General features: G+C 37.0%; 22 protein-coding genes. 15 read left to right on the top strand and 7 right to left on the bottom strand.

The features are described from left to right. Positions 1-857 precede the first annotated feature (857 nt). Together nagZ and V7068_RS15335 are read left to right on the top strand one after the other, a co-directional pair. A complete protein-coding gene (gene nagZ, locus V7068_RS15340; protein ID WP_499713518.1) occupies positions 858-2,192 on the top strand; it encodes a beta-N-acetylhexosaminidase in 1,335 nt (444 codons plus the stop codon). 256 nt (positions 2,193-2,448) lie between these two features. Further along, positions 2,449-3,246: an enoyl-CoA hydratase/isomerase family protein gene (locus tag V7068_RS15335; protein ID WP_252291420.1), complete on the top strand. Its 798-nt coding sequence runs from the start codon at positions 2,449-2,451 to the stop codon at positions 3,244-3,246. A 129-nt stretch (positions 3,247-3,375) separates the two neighbouring features. Here the strand turns inward: V7068_RS15335 and V7068_RS15330 are convergent, their stop codons facing one another. Next, positions 3,376-4,191 carry a hypothetical protein gene (locus V7068_RS15330; RefSeq protein ID WP_127761812.1) on the bottom strand — a complete coding sequence of 272 codons (816 nt, stop codon included), beginning with the start codon at positions 4,189-4,191 and terminating at the stop codon, positions 3,376-3,378. Between the two features lie 110 nt (positions 4,192-4,301). On the opposite strand from V7068_RS15330, the gene V7068_RS15325 reads away from it, so the two are divergent. Together V7068_RS15325 and V7068_RS15320 are read left to right on the top strand one after the other, a co-directional pair. Continuing rightward, a complete protein-coding gene (locus V7068_RS15325) occupies positions 4,302-4,484 on the top strand; it encodes a hypothetical protein (protein WP_403034818.1) in 183 nt (60 codons plus the stop codon). Positions 4,485-4,504: 20 nt separating this feature from the next. After that, the gene (locus V7068_RS15320) at positions 4,505-5,239 is read left to right on the top strand and encodes a polysaccharide deacetylase family protein (protein WP_499713516.1); all 735 of its coding nucleotides are present in this window, start codon (positions 4,505-4,507) and stop codon (positions 5,237-5,239) included. A gap of 118 nt (positions 5,240-5,357) precedes the next feature. Here the strand turns inward: V7068_RS15320 and V7068_RS15315 are convergent, their stop codons facing one another. Beyond that, positions 5,358-7,487 (bottom strand): RNA degradosome polyphosphate kinase, encoded by a 2,130-nt coding sequence (locus V7068_RS15315; RefSeq protein WP_499713515.1) that lies wholly within the window; start codon positions 7,485-7,487, stop codon positions 5,358-5,360. 468 nt (positions 7,488-7,955) lie between these two features. On the opposite strand from V7068_RS15315, the gene V7068_RS15310 reads away from it, so the two are divergent. Both V7068_RS15310 and V7068_RS15305 read left to right on the top strand, forming a co-directional pair. Beyond that, positions 7,956-8,939, top strand: coding sequence for an MBL fold metallo-hydrolase (locus V7068_RS15310; protein WP_499713514.1), 984 nt, complete (start codon positions 7,956-7,958; stop codon positions 8,937-8,939). Positions 8,940-9,032: 93 nt separating this feature from the next. Continuing rightward, the gene (locus tag V7068_RS15305; RefSeq protein WP_252291410.1) at positions 9,033-9,416 is read left to right on the top strand and encodes an FAS1-like dehydratase domain-containing protein; all 384 of its coding nucleotides are present in this window, start codon (positions 9,033-9,035) and stop codon (positions 9,414-9,416) included. 192 nt (positions 9,417-9,608) lie between these two features. Here V7068_RS15305 and V7068_RS15300 read toward each other — a convergent pair whose 3' ends face one another. Continuing rightward, positions 9,609-10,052, bottom strand: coding sequence for a hypothetical protein (locus tag V7068_RS15300; protein ID WP_499713513.1), 444 nt, complete (start codon positions 10,050-10,052; stop codon positions 9,609-9,611). A gap of 12 nt (positions 10,053-10,064) precedes the next feature. After that, positions 10,065-10,415: an ASCH domain-containing protein gene (locus V7068_RS15295; RefSeq protein ID WP_252291407.1), complete on the bottom strand. Its 351-nt coding sequence runs from the start codon at positions 10,413-10,415 to the stop codon at positions 10,065-10,067. Positions 10,416-10,613: 198 nt separating this feature from the next. Between V7068_RS15295 and V7068_RS15290 the strand changes: the two genes are divergently transcribed. Beyond that, positions 10,614-11,027 (top strand): hypothetical protein, encoded by a 414-nt coding sequence (locus tag V7068_RS15290; RefSeq protein ID WP_499713512.1) that lies wholly within the window; start codon positions 10,614-10,616, stop codon positions 11,025-11,027. Positions 11,028-11,352: 325 nt separating this feature from the next. Here V7068_RS15290 and V7068_RS15285 read toward each other — a convergent pair whose 3' ends face one another. Continuing rightward, positions 11,353-11,832 carry a helical membrane plugin domain-containing protein gene (locus V7068_RS15285; protein ID WP_499713511.1) on the bottom strand — a complete coding sequence of 160 codons (480 nt, stop codon included), beginning with the start codon at positions 11,830-11,832 and terminating at the stop codon, positions 11,353-11,355. Between the two features lie 15 nt (positions 11,833-11,847). Further along, a complete protein-coding gene (gene fdhF, locus V7068_RS15280; RefSeq protein WP_499713510.1) occupies positions 11,848-14,787 on the bottom strand; it encodes a formate dehydrogenase subunit alpha in 2,940 nt (979 codons plus the stop codon). A 319-nt stretch (positions 14,788-15,106) separates the two neighbouring features. On the opposite strand from fdhF, the gene V7068_RS15275 reads away from it, so the two are divergent. From V7068_RS15275 to moaA, 3 genes are all read left to right on the top strand, one after another. Beyond that, complete coding sequence (locus V7068_RS15275) at positions 15,107-15,451, top strand: Na-translocating system protein MpsC family protein (RefSeq protein ID WP_499713509.1); 345 nt, start codon at positions 15,107-15,109, stop codon at positions 15,449-15,451. A 13-nt stretch (positions 15,452-15,464) separates the two neighbouring features. Continuing rightward, entirely contained in the window at positions 15,465-16,271 is an 807-nt protein-coding gene (gene fdhD, locus V7068_RS15270) for a formate dehydrogenase accessory sulfurtransferase FdhD (protein ID WP_499713507.1), read from the top strand. 67 nt (positions 16,272-16,338) lie between these two features. Beyond that, complete coding sequence (moaA, locus tag V7068_RS15265) at positions 16,339-17,349, top strand: GTP 3',8-cyclase MoaA (RefSeq protein ID WP_499713506.1); 1,011 nt, start codon at positions 16,339-16,341, stop codon at positions 17,347-17,349. Positions 17,350-17,547: 198 nt separating this feature from the next. On the opposite strand, the gene moaC is transcribed toward moaA, so the two are convergent. Next, positions 17,548-18,033 carry a cyclic pyranopterin monophosphate synthase MoaC gene (gene moaC / locus V7068_RS15260; protein ID WP_375351263.1) on the bottom strand — a complete coding sequence of 162 codons (486 nt, stop codon included), beginning with the start codon at positions 18,031-18,033 and terminating at the stop codon, positions 17,548-17,550. A gap of 137 nt (positions 18,034-18,170) precedes the next feature. On the opposite strand from moaC, the gene V7068_RS15255 reads away from it, so the two are divergent. Genes V7068_RS15255 through moaD form a run of 5 tightly spaced genes read left to right on the top strand, consistent with a single transcriptional unit; the run spans position 18,171 to position 21,672 of the window. Further along, the gene (locus V7068_RS15255; RefSeq protein WP_499713505.1) at positions 18,171-19,187 is read left to right on the top strand and encodes a molybdopterin-synthase adenylyltransferase MoeB; all 1,017 of its coding nucleotides are present in this window, start codon (positions 18,171-18,173) and stop codon (positions 19,185-19,187) included. Positions 19,188-19,204: 17 nt separating this feature from the next. Next, a complete protein-coding gene (locus tag V7068_RS15250) occupies positions 19,205-20,497 on the top strand; it encodes a molybdopterin molybdotransferase MoeA (protein ID WP_499713504.1) in 1,293 nt (430 codons plus the stop codon). Next, positions 20,458-20,991, top strand: coding sequence for a molybdopterin-guanine dinucleotide biosynthesis protein B (gene mobB, locus V7068_RS15245; protein ID WP_499713502.1), 534 nt, complete (start codon positions 20,458-20,460; stop codon positions 20,989-20,991). The genes V7068_RS15250 and mobB overlap by 40 nt, the downstream gene beginning before the upstream one ends. Beyond that, positions 20,972-21,442 carry a molybdenum cofactor biosynthesis protein MoaE gene (locus V7068_RS15240; RefSeq protein WP_499713532.1) on the top strand — a complete coding sequence of 157 codons (471 nt, stop codon included), beginning with the start codon at positions 20,972-20,974 and terminating at the stop codon, positions 21,440-21,442. Before mobB ends, V7068_RS15240 begins: the two co-directional genes overlap by 20 nt. Continuing rightward, the gene (gene moaD, locus V7068_RS15235; protein WP_127761795.1) at positions 21,439-21,672 is read left to right on the top strand and encodes a molybdopterin converting factor subunit 1; all 234 of its coding nucleotides are present in this window, start codon (positions 21,439-21,441) and stop codon (positions 21,670-21,672) included. Before V7068_RS15240 ends, moaD begins: the two co-directional genes overlap by 4 nt. Positions 21,673-22,120: the final 448 nt, after the last annotated feature.

Below are 22,120 nucleotides of genomic sequence, written 5' to 3'. Positions count from 1 at the left end.
GCTGCATATTTTACCGTATCGCTTAGTTCATCTTTTAAGCTTGCAATCATTGGGGTTATGCCGATTTGTTGATCTAATTCTTGCAGCATGGCTCCGTCGCGTCCGACTTGTACAATACGTTTATCATTCCAACCTGTTACACCAACAAATTTATATAATTTACCGTCAACCGAACGTTCAGTTGCTTTTTGAGTGACGACAGATTCTTTACCAGAAATCAATTTCATAAATTCATAGGCTTGCCCGTCGGGATCACTGCTGAAATTAAAGTCAACCCTCTTCGCCATATTTGTTAAAATCGTGTTACCATGTTGGTCTGTAACCCAAAATTCATCGATTCCAGACTTTTCAGATAACTTAATTAACTCTTCATAACTTGTTCCTTTTTCAAATAAAGAAGCAGTCATTACAGCTTGTCCAATCATTTCCTGTTCTAAAATGGATTCTGCTTTCTCACGCGAAATAATGGAATTCTCTATATTCAATTGAATAGTTGACACAATGGCCTCACCTTTTTGTGTCAAGGACTGTTCCACTTGCTTTGTTAAAAAGAATGAAAAACCTCCAAATACTACAATAAGTGATAGAATAATAGGAAGTAAAATCTTCCACTTTATAGAAATTCCCATACGCTAATAACTCCTTTCTATGCCAAATTAACTATTAATAGCTACTATCTACCTATTTTACAAAATACAGATAATTAAATGTGGATAGATTAGAAATTATTTTTGACATATATGTTACAGAAAAATCCCTGAAGGATAGGTGCAAATTTAATAAAATTGAAAACTAATTTTCTATATTTATATTGTAAAATTACAATACTTAACAAAAAGGGTGGTTTTCATTTTAAAATGAGGATTAATAAAGAGTATAAAAGATTTTCTTTACTTGCACTCGTACTTGCTTTAGTTGTTGTCTGGTTTCAATTTAATAATGATTCGGATCAAACAGAAGCTCCTGATGAGAAAAAGGCTTCAACAGAGCATCGGGAAAACGCAATGACCGCAGACGACAAGGTCGTAGAAGAAAAGCAGGAAGAGCAAGCAGCTGACACAAGTAATGTCGATGCTATAGGGAATCCAAAGGATAAAGTAAAAAAGCTGCTCGAAACGATGACATTGGAAGAGAAGGTCGGGCAGTTAATGATTGTTGGGTTTGATGGAACAGAAAAGAATGGTCATATCAGTGAACTGATTGAAGAGAAAAACATCGGCGGAGTTATTTACTTTGACCGTAATATGTCGTCACCGAAGCAAGTAGCTGAGCTGTCCAACTCCTTGCAGCAGTCAACGGGCAATAGCTCTACTCAGCTGCCGCTTATGCTTGCGGTCGATCAAGAAGGCGGGGATATTGTGCGGATGCGAGAGCAAGTCTCACCGATTCCTTCGCAGCAAAAGCTGGGCAATCATGCCGATGCCAAACAAGTTTATGAGGTAGCTAAATTAAACGGAGCAGAGCTTGAATCAATGGGGATCCATATCAATTTTGCGCCAGTACTTGATTTATCGACAACAGATAGTCGTTCGTTTGGGAAAGATCCAGAAAAGGTATATCAATATGGAAAAAAAGCCATCCAAGGCTTAAATGATTCCTCTATTACAGGCGCATTAAAGCATTTTCCAGGGAATGGTCGCAGTAATATTGATCCGCATGTGGAGACATCTTCTGTAGAATCAAGCCAGTTTGACCTTGAAAATTCAGATATTTATCCATTTAAACAGATTATTAAAGAAATGGATAATCAGAAGTTTTTCGTGATGGTCACGCATATTAAATACCCAGCCTATGATCAGGAAAAGCCAGCAAGCCTTTCACATGCCATTATTGAAGACTTGCTTCGTGAAAAGCTTGGATATGAAGGAATCGTCATTACCGATGATCTAGAGATGGGAGCTGTGAATAAATATTTTTCCTATAAAGATATGGGAAAAGAGGCACTATTAGCTGGAGCGGATATTTTGCTTGTATGTCACCAATATGAGAATCAGCTTGAAGTGTATAACGGCATTATTGAAGCCGTTCAAAAAGGTGAGATTCCAATGGAGCGCATTGATGAAGCTGTAGAGCGAGTTTTGACGTATAAATTAAACACGATTCACGGAACTGTGGTCGATCCTGAACAAGCAGAAAAGGTTGTCAAAAGTACAGAACATGTCAATTATATAAGAAACCTTCAGTTGAATTGAATGATTGCAAAAGTCCTTTCTGAAACGGAAGGGCTTTTGCTTTAGAGAATCACTTTGTAGAGTAAAATAAATCTATAATAATTCGCTAATTTTTTATAAAATTCGATAAATTAGAATTGCTGTTGTAGTACAATAACGTATATAGGGATAAAAATAGCTACAGATTTCATCCTTTTTATACTATTTTGCACTATAATTGGTATAAAGGAAAAGGGTAAGTCATCAACAAGAAAAGAAATTAGGGAGGAAATGCAGCATGCAAGTACAAACGACTCGAATGGAAGAGGAACAAGCCAAAATTATTCTTCAAGAAACAGCAGGGTTAGCGATTATTACAATCCATCGCCCGCATTTAAAAAATGCCTTAACAGCGAATATGTGGGATCAATTAGCGGATGTTGCTTTGAAAGTACTTGAAAATCCGAAAAATAAAGTGCTGTTGTTAAGAGGATCGGGTGAGCAGTTTACGGCTGGATCAGATATTAAAGAATTTAATCAACTATCTTTAGAAAAAGCAGAAGAAGCGTTTGTGCATATGGAAAAAACGATTTCGACAATTGAACGCTTACCGATTCCAACGATTGGAGTAATTAACGGTCCTGCGATGGGAGCCGGACTTGAATTAGCCTTAGCTTGTGATATTCGAATTGGATCAGAGAAGTCTAAACTAGGGATTCCTGTAGGGAAGTTAGGGATTACATTAAATAATAAATTTGCGCAAAGACTTGTGAATTTAGTCGGTCCGAGTTTAACGAAGGATTTAGTATATACAGGTCGGATGTTAAAAGCGGAAGAAGCATATCGAGTAGGGATGTTGAATTATTTGGTAACGGAAAAAGATTTGAACCGTTATGCTATCAAAATGGGAAAATTAGTTGCTTCTATGTCTCCTGCATCATTGCTAGCGGTTAAGACGTCTGTACAAGAATGTATCGACAGTGCACCAGTTCTTTGGAAAGGGTCTACACCGTTTGTTGATCAGAATGATTTCCCTGAAGGTGTAGGAGCATTTGTAGAGAAACGCTTACCTCGATTTACTCGCCGTACACAGTAATGAGCTAAAAAGACGACTCACATTCATCTTGAATTTGTGAAGTCGTCTTTTTTAGTTCATTGTTGATTTTGAATTAAAAGGGAATCCCGCGAATTTTTATGGAAATCCCGCCAAATGATGAAATATACTTTAATTTACTTTCGTTTTGCCAACTGAGGAAACATGGACGTCAATAGAAGCAAATTCGATATTAAAGTGGTGAAGAAAATTGTGCTGAATTTCTAGTTGAAGCTGTTCGAGCATGTTTGGTAAATGATATGAGATAGGAGAGACGACAGAGACATTTAAGCTTGCTGTCGGTAGTCCTTCTACTTGTACGTGAATAGAATCAAGATGGTCTATATACGGATTGTTTGAACATGTATGCTCAATAATATCGATGAATGCCTTTTTCTCGATTCGGATGTATCCTTTATGAAAGTCTGGACGAACAATAGTCGTTTCTCCAATTTTCTCTTTTTTAGGGGAAAAGATATCCATCCCTTTATAAACCAATCTCTTGAAAAAGTTTTGTCCCACCTGTCTATGTGGAATCGGCATAATATGTTTTCCTTCTGTTTTTCTAATAAATTGCGCCATTTTGATTTCACTGGAAGAGCGAATATCTTCTACATAATAATAATGATTGATATCTCCCAATTCGAGCCGTTTAGCAATTAACTTGGTCATTTTGTCTGATGTACCAATAATAAGAATCTTATTGATTACGTAAATTTTTAAAGCTTCCTGTACTTCTTTTGCGTGTAGATCATCAGAAAAAATGGCCCGTCTTACTGCAGTTACCGTGTTTTTTTCAAATTTTGCTGAGGTACCGGCTACTTTATGGCCATTTACAATTAATAGCCCATCATCAATAATAGCAGGAATTTTATGCTGGTCAGCAAATGCAAGGGCACTTGTACTTTTACCAGTCCCGCTAGGTCCACTTAATGAAAAAATCTCCATATGTATACTCCCTGTTTTTACTTCCATTATATAGTTCGTGAAGGTATTGTTCAAACGGGCATATTTCTTTTGACTAATCTCATACTAGAAGGTAAGAAGGAGGGATATCCATGGCTAAACGTACAAAAAAGAATGACGCAGCTCAAAAGAACAAACAAGGGTTTGATTCAAGCAAAACAGATTCAGAATTCTCTCAGGAATTTGGAAGTGCTAATGCTAATCGAGCGCACAAACAGAAAGCAAAAAAAGAAAAGGCATCCAAAAATCAAGGCGAATGGAAAGGCATGCATTGATGTGCCCTTGTTAGCGTTTTATGAAAAAGATTGCGATATTTGTTCTATGTATACTGATTTTATTTCTTCCATTACAAGTGTTTGCAGAGCGAAAGGTACCGATTTTACTTTATCATTCGATTGATGAGTTTAAGGGGCATGGCTCTAAAGAGTTGTATGTAACGCCAAAGAATTTCGAGCAACAGATGATGTATTTACGAGATCATGGTTACACATTATTAACTTTTGAGCGATGGCAAGATATCGATAAAGTAAATAAGCCGATTTTCATTACCTTTGATGACGGATATAAAAATAATCTGAATGCATTTGCTGCTTTTCAAAAGGTAAAAACTGAGCGCTTTAAACCAACCGGTACAATCTTCGTTATTTCTGATTTTATCGGTCGTTCGAACCGGTTGTCACAGTCAGATTTAAAAATGATGGCCGATTCAGGCTTAATCTCCATCCAGTCTCATACGGCTACACATCCTTATTTGACACAAATAAAAAATTATAGGTATGAACTGAAAGAGTCCAAAGATAAAATTCAGCGAATAACAGGAAAACCAGTTATTGCTCTTGCATATCCGTATGGAATTTTCAATGACAAGGTTGTTGCAGAAACGAAGAAGTACTACTTATTTGGACTGACAACAACGCCCGAACTATTTTCTAAAAAGGGTATAAAAGATGAACTCTACCTCTTACCGCGAATCTATATCAAGTATTCAACGACACTTGATGATTTTGCCAAAATCGTGGAAGGAGAATGAATACATTGAAAAACGGGAAGAAAACATCTTCCCGTTTTTTTATTAAGGTTCTGTTACATAACGTATAAATCAACAATATTCATTCACATAGCCTATATTAAAATGAAGTCACTCTAACTTAGTATCTGTTGATTTCCTCTAGTTCTCTTGCATGTTGGGCCATTTCATATAAGATGAGTTGACTATTTACTTCTCTTTCATTCGCTGCTTTTTCAACATAATGATAATGGCCTGAATTATTTTGTTCCCGCGCTTTTACATTATCGGCTAACATGAGCTTTACCCATGTTCTAATTCGTTGTTTTAAATGACCTTTTAAGATAGGAAATAGGATTTCTACACGGTTTTCCATATTTCGTGTCATCAAATCGGCTGAAGATAAATAGACTTTTTCTTCTCCGTTATGATGGAAATAGTAGATACGGGTATGTTCTAAAAAAACACCCACTATGCTTCGCACTTTGATATTTTCACTGACTCCTTTAATTCCTGGGCGCAAACAACAGATTCCACGCACAATTAAATCGATTTTTACACCAGCATTAGATGCTTCATATAGCTTCATGATAAGGTTTTTATCAGATAGAGAATTCATTTTAGCGACAATATAACCGTTTCCAAATTGTTTATGAAATTGGATTTCCTTATCGATTAATTCAATAAATTGATCTCTAATATCAAATGGAGCAACAATTAAGTGATGGTAGTGTGGTTTCTCCATATGTCCGCTTAAATAATTAAAAAAGTTCGTAGCATCAATTCCAATTTTCTTATTAGAAGTAATCAATCCCATATCTGTATAAAATCTAGCTGTTGCATCATTATAATTGCCTGTACCTAAATGAACAAATCGCTCGATTTTATTTTTTCTACGACGCACCACAAGGGTAATTTTGCTGTGGGTTTTTAAATGGGTCATTCCGTAAATAACATGACAGCCTGCTTTTTCTAGTTCCTTTGCCCAATGGACATTGTTTTCCTCATCAAATCGAGCCTTTAACTCTACTAAAACAGTGACCTGCTTGCCATTTTCGGCGGCTCGTTTAAGGCTTTTAATAATCGGAGAGTTCCCACTTACTCGATAAAGGGTCTGCTTAATCGCCAAAACATCCGGGTCACAGGCTGCCTGTGAAATAAACTCAATGACCGGTTCAAATGATTCATATGGATGGTGCAGCAAAATATCTTCCTGAAGAGCAGCGTCAAAAATATCTTGTTTTCCCACTAAATCTTTTGGAATGTGTGGAATGTATATTGGCTCGCTTAAATATCCATGAGTGGATTGAATCTCATTACAAAAAGAAAATAAAAATGTTAAGTCGAGAGGAGCTTGGACAAAGTACACATCTTTTAAATGAATCTCTAGTTCGTCGATTAAATAATTTACGACCTGTTTGTCGTGCTCAGGATTTTGTACCTCTAATCGGACAGGTGCTCCCCATTTGCGTTTTTTAAGTTCTTCTTCAATTTCTTGCAGCAAGTCCTCTGCTTCGTCTTCGTGAATTGTTAAATCAGCGTTACGCGTGATGCGAAAGGCTGTTACAGATTTTATTTCATAGCCGCTGAATAATTTATGAATAAAACGAGCGATGACTTGTTCTAATAATACAAATGTTCTTGTATCGTTTTCCGAAGGCAATTCAATATAACGTTTAATGACAGAAGGAACTTGGACAATGGCAAGCTTTCCTGAAACAGATTCAATATCGATATTTTCTTCCTTGTCTCCAATGATAATCGCTAAGTTTAGCGATTTGTTTGCTAACATCGGAAATGGTCGGTAGGCATCGATTGCCATCGGTGTTAATACGGGAAAGATGTGCTCATCAAAATGATTTTCTAAAAAAACTAAATCTGTCTTGGATATTTCCGTAATTGGAATGATGTTTATTTGTTCTTTTTCTAGAAGAGGAGCAAGATGTTTCTTGTAGATATGGTCCTGTTTTTCAATCAGCTCATGTGTAATTTGAGAGATTGATTCCAGCTGTTGTACCGGTGTTAATCCTGCCTTATTTTCAGGACGATTAAATCCTGCTTTTACTTGATCGAGCAACCCAGCTACACGAACCATGAAAAATTCGTCTAAATTGGAACTTGTAATAGCTAAAAATTTGTATCTTTCTAGTAAGGCATTTTGGCTATCCATTGCTTCTTCCAATACCCGCAGGTTAAAGGCCAACCAACTTAATTCACGATTATTATAAAAAGAAGGATCTGCAATATTAATGGTTCTATCTAGTACTTTCAAGCTGTGTACAACTCCTTATATGTTACTATCTAGTCATATTGTAAGATATATGATAAAGAAAAATGTAAAGATTGTATATTAATCGTGTGAATTTTATGTAAACTCATGGAATATAGACACTTTAAAAGCGTATATGGAACAACAGCATTTGAATATATTTCACATTTAAATTGAGGAAAAGCTTTTTTATTAATTATTATGGGATTCATTGTTATAAGGATTTTTGTTTTTGAACGGTTTTGTATAAAGCCACCTACACTAAAGGGGGGTGAAATTCTTACTACACAAGGAGCATATTGTTGGAAGGGACAATTTGAGGTCAACAGGTTCGATAGATATGGTAGAAAAACATAAACCAACAGTTGTAACTCCAAACGAGGAATCTATAACCTTATTTTTACTATTATGTAAATATAAGTGATATAATTGATTGAACGTTCATTCATTGAGTGTAGGGAGGAATAGCTTATGAAAAAATCTAGTATTATTTTCTTTGAAAGAAAATTTCCGAGTGCAAACATGATCCTTATTAAGGATAAGCTCCCAATCCTTATTGATACTGGTTTTGGGAGTGAAGCGAAAGATACAGAACAATTAATTAAAGAAGCGGGCGTTTCACCAGAGGAATTACACCTTATTGTGAACACGCACTATCATAGTGACCATGTAGGCGGCAATTCTTATTTTCAAAAGAATTATGATGTTGCGATTGCTGCTCATAAATGGGATGCCAATTTAATTAATTCTTGTGACCCTGAAGCCTGTAGTGCAGAATGGTTAGATCAGCCTGTAGAGCCTTATCGAGTCGATAAAAAGCTCTCAGATAACGATGAGATTCATGCAGGAAGTAGAACTTTGAAAGTCATACACACACCGGGACATACGTTAGGACATATTTCTTTATATGAACCTGAAGAAGAGGTATTAATTTGCGGAGATCTTTTTCACAAAAATGATATCGGATGGTTAAATATCTTTCGAGAGGGTGTTTCATCTATCCAGCGATCGATAGAAAGTTTAGATCGGTTGTCCAGGCTCCGGATTGGGCGGGCATATTCAGGACATGGACCTCAAATAGAGAATCCTAGTGCTGCCATTGATGCAGCAAGGGAGCGGTTTGAAAAGTGGCTTATGACGCCAGAAAAAGTTTCATGGCATGCCATCAAAAGGATTTTTGCATTCACATTAATCATTAAAAATGGATTGGCAAGAGAAGAAATCGATAGCTACCTACTAAAGTGTGGTTGGTTTCAGGATTTTGCACGCTATTCTTTCCAGCTGCAACCCGAGGAATTTATTCCAATCCTGCTTGATGAAATGATTCGTTCTAAAGCAGCGAGCTGGCACAATAATTATTTAATCGCTACGACCCCATACCAAGTACCACAAGAGAAATGGATGAATAAGAACATCAAGCCAAAAGATTGGAAGCCTCAAGATATTCTTACATAAAAAAGAAGTGGAAAGTGTCGAATACCGCTCGCTATTATTTGAATATTTTGATTATTAACTATACAGCATAAAACCTTCGGAAGGGAGATCTATATGTCATTAAAAGTAGGAGATATCATTACATTTGAACGAACTTTTACAGTAAGGGATGTTGAATTATTTACAGAGATTTCAGGTGATGAAGGAATTCATCATATGACCCCGGATGAACAGGGAAGACTTGTCGTTCAAGGGTTATTAACCGCAACTCTACCAACAAAAGTAGGTGGAGATCATAACGTACTGGCTCGTACTATGAATTTTGAGTTTTTAAGACCTGTATTTACAGGGGATACAATCATTTGTAAAGTAAAAATTGAAAAATACGAAAGGCAAGAAAATAAAAATAATAGAACAGCTATTATGGCATCTTTTTTATGTACAAACCAGAATGAAAAAGAAATACTAAAAGGGGACTTTGCAGGTGTAATCCTTTAAATTGCTTATATTTTCTTCAACTAACGAAGGCGTTAATTCAATAAGAAAGGGCATTACATATTAGGTCAGATAAAATATGTAATGCCTTTTATTTTTAAAACTTAGCTTTTGATAAGCTTAGGAACCTCACTTCTTTGTTAGAGAAAATAATAATTTAGATCGAAAGACCAAGGCTATGAAGATTTTTACTTGTTATGCCCACAAAGCCGGCTTTACAACCATAAACCAAAGCATCGTAATGAGAAGGATAATATATATCCAAATAGTTCGCTGAAGTTTAGCAGCTAGTTCCTCTTTATTCGCGTCTTTTTCTTGAAACTTCCTAAGTGTTGGAGAGAAGGCACGCGCAAGAAAGAATAATGAACAGAATAAAATCAATAGCGTCATGATAATCCATGATGTATTCCATGTCCATGGACCGGACATAACGAGTAATATACCTGATATTACTAGAACATGACCTGAATGCATCGCAAGTCGAACGACAAATCGGAATGTGCCCAGATAGGCATCCAATTCTTCTTTTCCTACTAAGTGCATTTTTTTAGAAATGGGCAGGAGAATAAAGAAGGGACCGATGGATACGATTACGCTTAGAACATGAATATATAGTAAGAGTTTGTACAATAAATCCATTTCTTTTGCCTATTAATCGGTAACTGGGCTAAACTCATGCACCCAAACTCTCATTTGTGGAAGCCATGGCATTCCTGGATGAATAGAGAGGATAGATTGTTTGTATTCTTCTACCGTCTCATATCCTTCCTGACGCGCATGTTCATCCGTTAATTCACCTAATGATTGAGAATATACACGATTTACGATGAACTTTTTATCGTTTAGCACCATTATTTCACCTACATCAGCATATCTTCCATTCCGGCGCGTTGCTGTTTTGCGGCCTTCGATTACTTTATTAACATCTTCGGGCATAGTGACAAGTCTTTCAATTGTACATGTTTTTGGAGGCAGTGTATTCAGATCTTCATGATTTGACATTGAAAAATCTCCCTTCATATCTAGTTTCTCTTTAAATGTACCATATTTTTGATGTGGGAAAAGGACTAATCTTTATTTGCTTCAGATTCTTTTAGCTTCTCATTATCTCGAAATATTATGTGCAATCCTTCAAAATTCTAAGCTTGGCTAAGTAAAGGGAATATCTCATTTAATCTCGTAATATGATGGAATATCTATATGAGAAATGGGGCGATTGGATTGCAAATGGATGATTCCTTGATTACAAGGGACAAGTTGGTGCAATATGTTGAGCTAAGTCGAAAGAAAAAAGAAGTAGAAATGCAATTGGAGGCTTTAAAGAAGGACTTTAATAAATATTTCGATCATTCAGTTGGAAAGCATAGCAAGGGTGAAGTAACTATTAGTGATTATAAATTACAAAGACAAATAAGAAAAACGGAGAAATTTGATCGAGAGATAACGGTCAATCGATTAGAAGAATTGAATTTAAAGGATTTAATTCAAAAAAAGCCTGATGAGGAGAAGATAAAGTCAGCACTAAATTTAGGGCTATTAAAAGAGAATGATTTAGAAGGCTGTGTAATTAAAAGTTCTTCACAGGCAATCTACGTTAAACAGATAGATTCATAGAAAGTGTGTGCCAGTTGCACCTAATATTGATAGGGATTGTCAATCATGAACGCCTTAAAGAGAAAATAATTTCTCTTTAAGGCATTTTTTATATCTAAAATTTTAAAAAGGATGTAGCTTGAAAGTTTCGAGTCCATTTGTTTAGCATAGGACCACACCGTATAACGGGGCTATTATCGGAGGAAAGAAAAACACCTCCAGAATGGTGAAATCAAGATTCTGGAGGTCAATCAAGAATATGTTCAATTTTAAATAGAACTTCTGGTTTCTTATGGGGATAAGATTATTCTAGTACGAGTTTTTTCCTATTATAAAAGAGGTTATCTTAATGCTTTAATTCTTTACCCATTCCTTTTAGGAAATGGATACCAAAGCCAAGTGCTCGATTAATATCAGGATCATTTAATAGTTTAACTAGGTCCATTACTTTAACTTTTTTATCAGTTTGCAAATAGTCATTAGCTTCATCCATACCTTTCATAGCACTATTTACAAGCTTCGTTATTAATTCAGGATCAGTCTTCATGAGGGCACCTGTTGTCCCCATAAGTGTGTTAATTAAATTGGTCACCGGTTCTCGAGAGACTTGGTGAAGCGCAATTTGGGCAATCTTTTCTTTAGCTTGAAGCATAGAATCGGCGGCCTCTAGAACACCGATATCGTTTAGTTCACCCACAATGGTTAGTACTTTGTTTAAGGCTTCATCGTTATTGGCAAGAAGTGTTGTTAAGGCTTCTAGCTTTTTTTGTTTCTGTTCCTCCTCAGTGAGAAGGTTTTTTTTGATTTCTGTAATAGGTTGAGCCATATTTATTTCTCCTTCCTATTGATCTGTTAGATGGACATAGCCCGGACGAGCCCATTTTCGATTAACCTCAACTCCATTTTGAGGATAACGTTTTTTATTCCGTGGATTCGTAGATGGCAGTGGAACTGTTCCGCCTTCACTAAGTACTTCCATACGAACCTTTGTTTGTTTATAAGCAGGTGTATTTGTTCGTTGATCGAATATAGGACCTGTTAAAAAGTTAATAGCGGACTCTTTATCTACCGAGTTCATCGGAAGGAAAAGCTCGTTTGCTTTGACACGATCTGTAACAAGTGCATTTAATTTAACGGCTCCAAAAGGAGAGACTAATCGTACAATTGCACCATCATTAATTCCGCGCTCTTCAGCAAGTTCTGGTGAAACTTCAACAAAAATCTCTGGAACTTTCGATTGGATACCTTTGGATTTATTTGTCATATTCCCTTCATGGAAATGTTCTAGCATACGTCCATTGTTAATATGCAAATCATATTCTTCAGGGAATTCTGCAGGCTCTACCCAGTCCGATAAGGCAAAGCGTGCTTTCTTATCTGGAAAGTTAAATCCATCCACATAGAGAAGTGGTGTGCTCACTCCTTCGAAGCTGCCCCATAGGAAGCTGTTCCAACCTTCTAGTACTTCATAATTGGCTCCGCTGAATAATGGAGATAGGCTGGCCATTTCATCATAGATGTCACTTGGATGATTGTAATTCCAATTTGCTCCTAGACGGTTTGCAATTTCTTGAGTAATCCACCAATCCGGCTTAGCATCACCGAGTGTTGGGAGTGCTTGATACAATCGTTGAACACGACGCTCTGTATTTGTAAATGTACCATCTTTCTCAAGAGATGGAGCTCCCGGTAATACGACGTCCGCATATTGAGCCGTTCTTGATAAGAAGATATCTTGGACAACAAAGAAATCGAGTTGTGATAAAACTTCATGAACATGATTTGCGTCGGAGTCTACTAGCGCCATATCTTCACCAACAAGGTACATCGCCTTCATCTTTCCTTCTTCAATAGCATGAAGCATTTGAATGTTATCAAGACCTGGTTTTCCGTCAATTTCTACACCATAAGCCTTTTCAAATTTTGCACGTGCGGCATCATCGGTAATATGTTGATAGCCAGGAAGCCAGCCAGGAAGAGTTCCCATATCACAAGCACCTTGTACATTGTTATGACCACGAAGAGGATAAGCACCTGCACCTGAACGACGGTAGTTTCCTGTAGCAAGAAGTAAATTAGAAATGGCTGCGGAAGTATCTGAACCACCGGTATTTTGTGTAACACCCATTCCCCAAAGAATACAAGTTCCATCAGCATCACGGATCATTTCAGCAATTTGAATAAGCGTTTCTTTTGAAATACCTGTCACTTGTTCTGCGTAGTTAAGTGTGTATTTCTCAAGTACTGTTTTGAAATCTTCAAAGAAGTTTACGTTTTCTTCGATAAATGTTTGATCATGCCACCCTTGGTCGATGATATATTTTGTCACAGCCATCAACCACACTTGGTCCGTTCCTTGTTTGGGGCTAATAAAGATGTCGGAACGCTCAGCCATTTCGTTTTTACGAAGGTCTGCTACGATAAGTTTTTGACCATGAAGTTTATGTGCTCGTTTAACACGAGTGGCTAATACTGGATGTCCTTCTGCTGGATTTGCTCCAACGATAATAACAAGTCCTGCTTGAGCAATATCTTTAATTGTACCGGCATCTCCGCCCATTCCAACTGTACGGAACAAGCCGTCAGTCGCAGGAGATTGACAGTAACGAGAACAGTTATCGACATTGTTTGTTTCAAATACTTGTCGTGCTAGTTTTTGTATCACATAGTTTTCTTCATTTGTAATTTTTGAAGAAGAAATAAATCCTACAGAACCTTTTCCGTATTGCTGCTTAATGGAGCCTAGTTTACTAGCAACTAAATCAAGTGCTTCTTCCCAAGTTGATTCTACGAATGCACCATCTTTGCGGATTAATGGTTTTGTAATTCGTTCCTCCGAGTTAACAAAATCCCAGCCGAACTTTCCTTTTACACAAGTAGATATTGCGTTAACTGGAGCATCGGAGACAGGTTGAACTTTAAGAATCTTTCTTCCTTTTGTCCATACTTCAAATGAACAGCCTACGCCGCAGAAGGTACAAACGGTTTTCGTCTTTTTCGTACGTGTGTCACGCATAGCTGCTTCTACTTCCGAAATAGCAAAAATACCGCTATACCCTGGTTCTACTTCTTTTACTAAATCAATCATCGGACTAAGCATCTCGTTTTGGAGGCCTGTCATAAATCCAGCTTCGCCAAGCATAGACTTTTCCATCAAAGCGTTACAAGGACAAATCGTTACACATTGACCACAGCCTACACAAGATGAGTCGTTAATAGAGACCCCATCATCCCAAATAACACGAGGGCGCTTAGCTTCCCAGTCGATAGATATTGTCTCGTTTACTTGAAGGTTTTGACAAACTTCCACACATTGTCCGCAGGCAATACACTGGTTTGGATCATAACGGTAGAACGGATGGGACATGTCGACAGCATTTACGTCCACTTTAGGTGTGTAAGGATATTTTTGATGTTCGATTTCCATCAATTCGGCAGTATTATGTAATTTACAGTTGCCGTTATTATTATCGCAAACAGTACAATACAGCAGATGGTTTTCTAGTAGGCGATCCATTGCTTCTGTTTGTGCAGCTTTTGCGCTAGTTGAATCTAATTCTATGTTCATTCCGTCTAAAGCGACCGTTGAACAGGAGCGTACAAGTTTCCCGTCAACCTCTACAATACAAGTATCACATGTTTGGATAGGATCAACTTCAGGTACATAGCAAATTTGCGGATGAGCGATTTTTTCTTGATTAATAATTTCCAATATGGTTGAGCCGGAGCTTGCTTCGTATTCGACATCATTGATTTTTATATTAATTTTAGAATGTGTCATTTTCTTCCCCCTCTTGCCTGTTAAACAAAAAAAACCACCACGAATACACATCTTGACTTTCAGAAAAAATGATGTGTAATCATGGTGGAATAGAGTATTAGCAGAACTTACTAATAGACCAATCCGATCCATTTAAAATGTAGTTTAATAATTGATAGAGCGGTAACAAACTCATTATTATCGTTCCATCAAATCTTATTATGATTATATCGTTGACTTTAGAAATATACAAGATTTAAAAAATGCCGTAAATGCTTTTCCACTTTTATTTTTTTATTTGTTGCTTTATGATTAGAAAACTATAGGAGGATGTTTATTTATGTCAAAAAAAGTTCATGAATTTAATGATATCATCCGAAAGCTTCGTAAAGATCTTTTTGGAAAAGGACCAGAAAGAATTCATACCGTTTTTGTTGAAAATATGGCTATTTCAACGTTATATGGAAACCTCACTCCTACAGAAACTTTTATAGCAAAAACTTCAGAAGGACGTGAAATGGTTCATTTAGCTAGAACAAAAATGATTCAAGATGTGTATAGTGAGGGCCCTCCTGAAGGACTGGAGGAACTAGTGGGAGCCAAATTTATCCATCTGTTTTCAGATATCAAAATTGAAGAGAATATTGCAGTTTCCGTCTTTGTTTTTGATAAAAATATCACTTGAAGGGGAAGTTGAAATGAAGACGATCGTGAAGAAAAGGGAAATTCTCAAGTTCAGCAATGGACAACTAATGGATACTGAAGATACAATTGTGACCGAATTTCCTGTTACGGTTAAAATCAATGAACAAGAATTTGTTACGATGGTTTGTACTCCCGAGTACATTGAAGATATGGTAATTGGTTATTTAGCATCTGAAGGTATTATTCGAAAGTATGAAGACATTAAAGATATTTGGATTCAAGAAAAAGAAGGATATGCGCATGTGAAGATCGATAAGTTGAATCCGTATTATCAAAACCTTCAAAATAAACGGTATATCACTTCGTGTTGTGGAATGAGCAGACAAGGCTTTGTTTTCGCTAATGATGCTCTTACCGCTAAGAAAATGAATGACATTCGAGTGACAATCTCTCCTGATGATTGTTTCCGTCTCATGAATAATATGCAAAATTGGGCGACTACTTTTCATGAGACAGGGGGAGTCCATAACGCAGCATTATGTAATAAAAATGGATTTTTATTAAGTCGTCTGGATATTGGGAGACATAATGCATTAGATAAAATATATGGGTATTGTTTGAAAAATAATATTCCGATTGAAGATAAAATCATTGTGTTCAGCGGGCGAATATCTTCAGAAATTTTATTAAAAGTAGCGAAAATAGGATGTGAAATTGTCCTCTCTAAATCTGCACCAACCGAATTGGCATTAAATCTAGCAGAAGAATTAGGAATTACAACCGTAGGGTTTATTAGAAATCAATCTTTAAATATATATACTTGTCCGAAAAGGATTTGCTCAAATAGTAAGAAATTATAAATAAAACATGTTATTATATATAACATGATAAGTAAGGTTCTCTATCAGAGATGAGAGGTGAGAAAACATGCAAGCTAGTATAGCTGATACATTGCAGCGCCCCCTAAGAGATTTGCGTTTATCTGTGACAGATCGTTGCAACTTTCGCTGTCGATATTGCATGCCGGAAGAAATATTCGGAAGTGATTATCCATTTTTATCTTCGGAAAAAATTTTATCCTTTGATGAAATGGAACGATTAACCTCTATATTTGCTTCTTTAGGCGTCCAGAAAGTGCGTATTACAGGAGGAGAGCCATTATTAAGAAAGAATCTTCCTGAGCTGATTTATCGGTTGAAATCAATAAAGGGAATAAAAGATATTGCAGTGACAACGAATGGATCCCTGTTGGAAAAATTTGCCTCCAAGCTATTTAATGCAGGATTATCACGAGTAACCGTCAGTCTTGATTCATTGGATGAGGAACGATTTCATCAATTAAATGGTCATAGAGGTACGGTAGCAAGTGTTTTAGAAGGTATTGAAGCCGCATCTAATGCAGGATTAGAAGTGAAAGTAAACATGGTTGTTCAGAAAGGACAGAATGATCAAGATATTGTTTCAATGGCTGAATATTTTAAGGAAAAAAAGCATACGCTTCGTTTTATTGAATATATGGATGTAGGAAATTCAAATGGCTGGAGAATGAATGATGTCGTTACGAAACAGCAGATTCTAAATAAAATTGGCGAAGTAATGCCTCTAGAACAGATTCAGCCGAATTATCCAGGTGAAGTAGCAACTAGATATCGATATGTAGACAGTGATCAAGAAATTGGAATTATTTCATCAGTTACCGATTCTTTTTGCTCAAGCTGTTCAAGAGTGCGTGTTTCAGCTGAAGGAAAGCTATATACGTGCTTATTTGCATCGAAGGGCTTTGATTTGCGTGATGTATTACGTTCAGATAAAGCGGACGAAGAGGTTGCTAAGGTTATTACAGATATTTGGAATCATCGTGGCGATCGGTATTCAGATGAAAGAGGAAATGGAACGAAGAAACGTTCAAAAGTAGAAATGTCTCATATTGGTGGTTAATACCCCAAAGAGTATGAAACAAGTTGTCTATGAAAAAGGGACTGAACTTCAAAGCATCTGCTCTTAGTAGCTAGTCCCTTGTTTCATGGATTGTTTTTGGAAAATAAGAAAGTATAAAATTTTCAACACGTTTCGGTGTCTAGCTTCAGGCGTCATCGGCTCTATAGTCTAGTTAAGCACTTTTCTTAGAATAGACCATTACTTTTCATGAAAGAAGTCGCCGCTTTTTCCTCCTGTTTTTTGAACGAGCAAGGTTTCTTTAATAACCATTGTTTTATCAACGGCTTTACACATGTCGTAAAACGTGAGAGCAGCGATGGATGCGGCAGTTAATGCTTCCATTTCGACTCCTGTTTTTCCACTGCATTTAACAGTAGCTTGGATGATTAAATCATATCCAGCCGCTTGTTGTTGATAATCAAAGGTGAAATCTACGCCTTGTAACATAATGGGATGACACATCGGAATGATGTCAGCCGTTTTTTTGGCACCCATAATTCCAGCAATTTGGGCTACTTGAAGGGGATCTCCTTTTTTAATTAATCCATTTTGAATGGCTTCATATAATTCATTAGAAAAAGAGATTGTACTTTGAGCGATTGCTGTACGTGTTGTGACATCTTTTTGAGAGATATCTACCATTTTAGGTCTTCCTTCTTCATTCCAGTGTGAGAAATTACTCATTATTTGCCTCCTTGCTGTTTTTTAACATGTTTCTGTAGGTAGCTCAAGCGGATTAGAGGGCTTGTTACCTTATTCTAATCAACCTTTAGCAGCTTGATTTATGAACTTACAATAGAGTACGAAAGGAGGGAATGTCAATGTCAAATCGCTATTCACGGCAGCAGCTATTCAACCATATTGGTATGAAAGGGCAAGAGAAAATTAGCCAAAAGCATGTATTAATTGTTGGAGCAGGGGCATTAGGAAGTGCCAGTTCTGAAGCATTTGTCCGAGCAGGCATTGGCAAGCTTACTCTGATTGACCGCGATTATGTTGAATGGAGTAATTTGCAGCGTCAACAATTATACAATGAACAAGATGCTAGATTGAAGACGCCAAAAGCAATTGCTGCTAAAGAACATTTACACAAGATTAATTCAGAGGTTGAAATTGAAGCGATTGTGATGGATGCGAGTGCAACAAATTTAGAGGGTTTGCTGCATAATGTGGACGTAATCATCGATGCTACAGACAATTTTGATATTCGCTTTATTTTAAATGACTTATCTCATAAACATAATATACCTTGGGTTTATGGGTCTTGCGTTGGAAGCTATGGAGCGACTCATACGATTCTTCCAGGAAAAACACCATGTCTACATTGTCTATTAAAATACGTTCCAGTCGGTGGGGCTACGTGCGATACTGTCGGAATTATTAGCCCAGCAGTACAAATTGTAGCGGCTTATCAAGTGGCTGAAGCATTTAAAATTCTTGTAGAGGATTTTTCATCACTTCGAAATACTTTTTTGACTTTCGATGTATGGAGCAATCAGCATTATTCTATTAAATTAGACAAAATAGAAACGGCGGACTGTCCATCTTGTGGAACGATTAGAACGTATCCTTATTTGTCTTATGAAAACCAAACAAAGACGGAAGTATTATGTGGAAGAAATACAGTTCAAATTAGGCCGAATAGACGTAGTCAGCCTAATTTCGATCAGTTGCAAAAACAATTGCAAAATCATGGAACAGTTGAGCAAAACCCTTATTTGTTGTCTTGTCAACTTCGGGATTATCGTATTGTTGTTTTTCGTGATGGTCGTGTTTTTATTCATGGAACGAATGATATCCAAGCGGCCAAAAATCTTTATTATCGTTTATTAGGATAGTAGAAGGAGCGAGCGTTATGGTAGAGAAACGAACCCCTATTTCAGTAGAAAATTGTGTTCGCAAAGTAATGGAATTTGCCCGAAGGGGAGTAATAGAAACAGTAGCCATTGAACAGGCTCACGGCCGTTTTTTGGCACAGGATTTAAAAGCCGATCATGATGTACCTTCCTTTGACCGATCACCGTATGATGGATTTGCTATTAGAGCAGAAGATACAAAATCTGCTTCTTCCAATCATCCTTTATCATTAAAAGTAGTAGGGGAAATTGGTGCGGGTTCTGTCTTTGATGGAACTGTTCAAGCGTTTGAAGCTGTTCGAATTATGACGGGAGCGCAAATTCCTGAAGGATGCAATGCTGTTGTCATGCTGGAATTAACGCGAGAATATACAGACAATGATCAAAAGTTCATTGAAATTAAACGCTCTTATAAAAAGGGTGATAATATTTCCTTTCAAGGTGAGGATACACAAAAGGGCACGGTTTTAGTACAAAAAGGTACGTATATCAATCCTGGAGTTTCAGCATTGCTTGCAACTTTTGGATACAAAGAGGTGCCTGTTGCTAAAAAGCCGATTGTTGGAGTAATTGCAACTGGAAGTGAGCTTCTTGAAGTAGAGGAACCGCTTGAACCTGGAAAAATCCGCAATAGCAATGCATATATGATTTTGGCTCAAATTGAAAGAGCGGGTGGAAAGGTTAAGTATTTTGGCAAGCTAAGTGATGATTTGGATCAATGTTTCCTAGCTGTTAAACAAGCCTTATCAGAAGTAGACATATTAATTACAACGGGCGGTGTTTCCGTAGGTGATTATGATTATTTACCAGCGATTTATGAGAAATTAGGCGCGTCAGTTCTGTTTAATAAAATAGCCATGAGACCAGGGAGTGTCACAACAGTTGCGGAGTTAAATAGCAAGCTTCTATTTGGATTGTCTGGGAATCCTTCTGCTTGCTATGTGGGTTTTGAATTATTGGTACGACCTATTATTCGTACGTATTTATTTAACGACAAGCCCCATTTGAAAAGAGAAAGTGCGTGGTTAGGAGAGGACTTTTCTAAACCAAATCCGTTTACTCGTTTTATTAGAGGACAAATTTCTTTTGAGGAAGGTAAGATGATCGCTTCTCCTTCTGGCTTCAATAAATCTAGTGCTGTTTCCTCTTTAGCGGCAGCGGATGTTTTCATTGTTCTTCCTGGAGGAACACGAGGATATAAACAAGGAATGATGGTTGATGTTCTCTTATTAGAAGATGTTCAAGGAAGTGAGTGGCCTTGGGAAAATATTGTTCCATCTTACAGGTCGTAGGGTATCAAAATAGCGGTAAGACGACATTGATGGAAAAATTAATTAGCAGAGCGGCACAATTGGGACTAAGAGCAGCATCCATTAAGCATCATGGGCATGGCGGAGCACCCTCTTGTGAATCGCCGTCTAAAGATAGTATCCGTCATTATGAGGCAGGAGCTGTTGTGTCTAGTGTAGAAGGAGCTGGCATCTTACAGCTGCGGGCTAAGATGGATGATTTGAGTCTGGAGGAAATGCTGCGATTTTACCAATTTTTCTTAATAGATGTTATCTTCGTTGAGGGATATAAAAGGGAAAGTTATCCGAAGGTAGCCTTGCTTCGAGATGAACAGGACCTTTCCATTCTGGATTCTTTAACTAATGTACAGTGCATCATTAGCCATGTGCAGGTAGATCAAAAACTAGTTCAGAACTATAAAGTGTTTCAATTAAATGAAGATCACTTATATATAGATTTCTTAATGGAAGTGGTGAATAAGGATGGAGTTATTTGAAATTACGCATAGTCCCATTTCGATAGAAGCATTAATCAGCAAGGTTTCCCGAAGAGAGGCAGGTGCGATTACGACTTTTATTGGGACGGTTAGAGAATTTACAAAAGGGAAAAAGACATTATCTCTTGAATATCAAGCGTATGAACCAATGGCTGTTAAAATGCTTAGTCAAATTGGAGATGAAATTCAGCAAAAATGGCCAGATGCCTTAACAGCTATTACTCATCGTGTAGGTAAATTAGATATAACAGAAGTTGCTGTAGTTATTGTGGTCTCCTCCCCGCATCGAAAAACGGCATATGAAGCAAATGAATATGCCATTGAACGGATTAAACAAATTGTCCCTATTTGGAAAAAAGAGTTTTGGGAAGATGGAACGAAGTGGATAGGAGATCAACTAGAGACGGTTGAATATCCTGAAGGAAAACCAAGCAAGGGGGAATCGATGTGATCACGGTTTTATTTTTTGCAGGAATACGTGAAGAAGTTGGAATGGACCAGCTGCAAGTAGAGAAACAAGATATTACCGTTTCACAATTAAAAGAGTATCTTCAAACGGAATATCAGCTTTCTTCGCTTCAGCAAGTGATGGTGGCTGTTAATGAAAGCTTCGTGACAGAGGATGAAACGCTAAAGGATCAAGATACGGTTGCATTCATTCCACCAGTCAGTGGTGGTTAAGGAATAGGGAAGGATCTTGTTTAGGGGAATCGAGAGTGATTATGAACTGCTCGATTCCCTTTTTTTTTGATTATTGTCTCTGAATTGACAAGTCATTTTATGATGGAAAAAGTAGAAGACAGTCCTCATGAATGGACTGTCTCGTAGTTATGTGCTGTATAAAACATTTAAATGTCATCTAATATAATTTCCCTGTATGCTTGATTCCGTCATATGTGTAGGTGATTTTGGAATATGTTGAACTATTAAATGTTGCTAATCTGTTTTTAGGTTTAAATGTAAACGTTTTAGAACCCTGTCCCTTTACAGTCCAATTTTTAGGACTATAAGAGTAAATCACTTTATTCCCATTGTAAAGCTGAATTTTGTTCACTGTTAATGTCTTACTTCCGTTATTGTCTATGAAGAATGATGCTGAATTCTTTGAGTAATCATAATTTAAATTCAT

It is taken from the genome of Bacillus sp. JJ634 (genome assembly GCF_036962285.1).
Classification (GTDB): domain Bacteria; phylum Bacillota; class Bacilli; order Bacillales; family DSM-1321; genus Peribacillus; species Peribacillus asahii_A.
The sequence above is the reverse complement of the archived record's forward strand: the minus strand, read 5'-3'. Positions and strand labels throughout refer to the sequence as shown.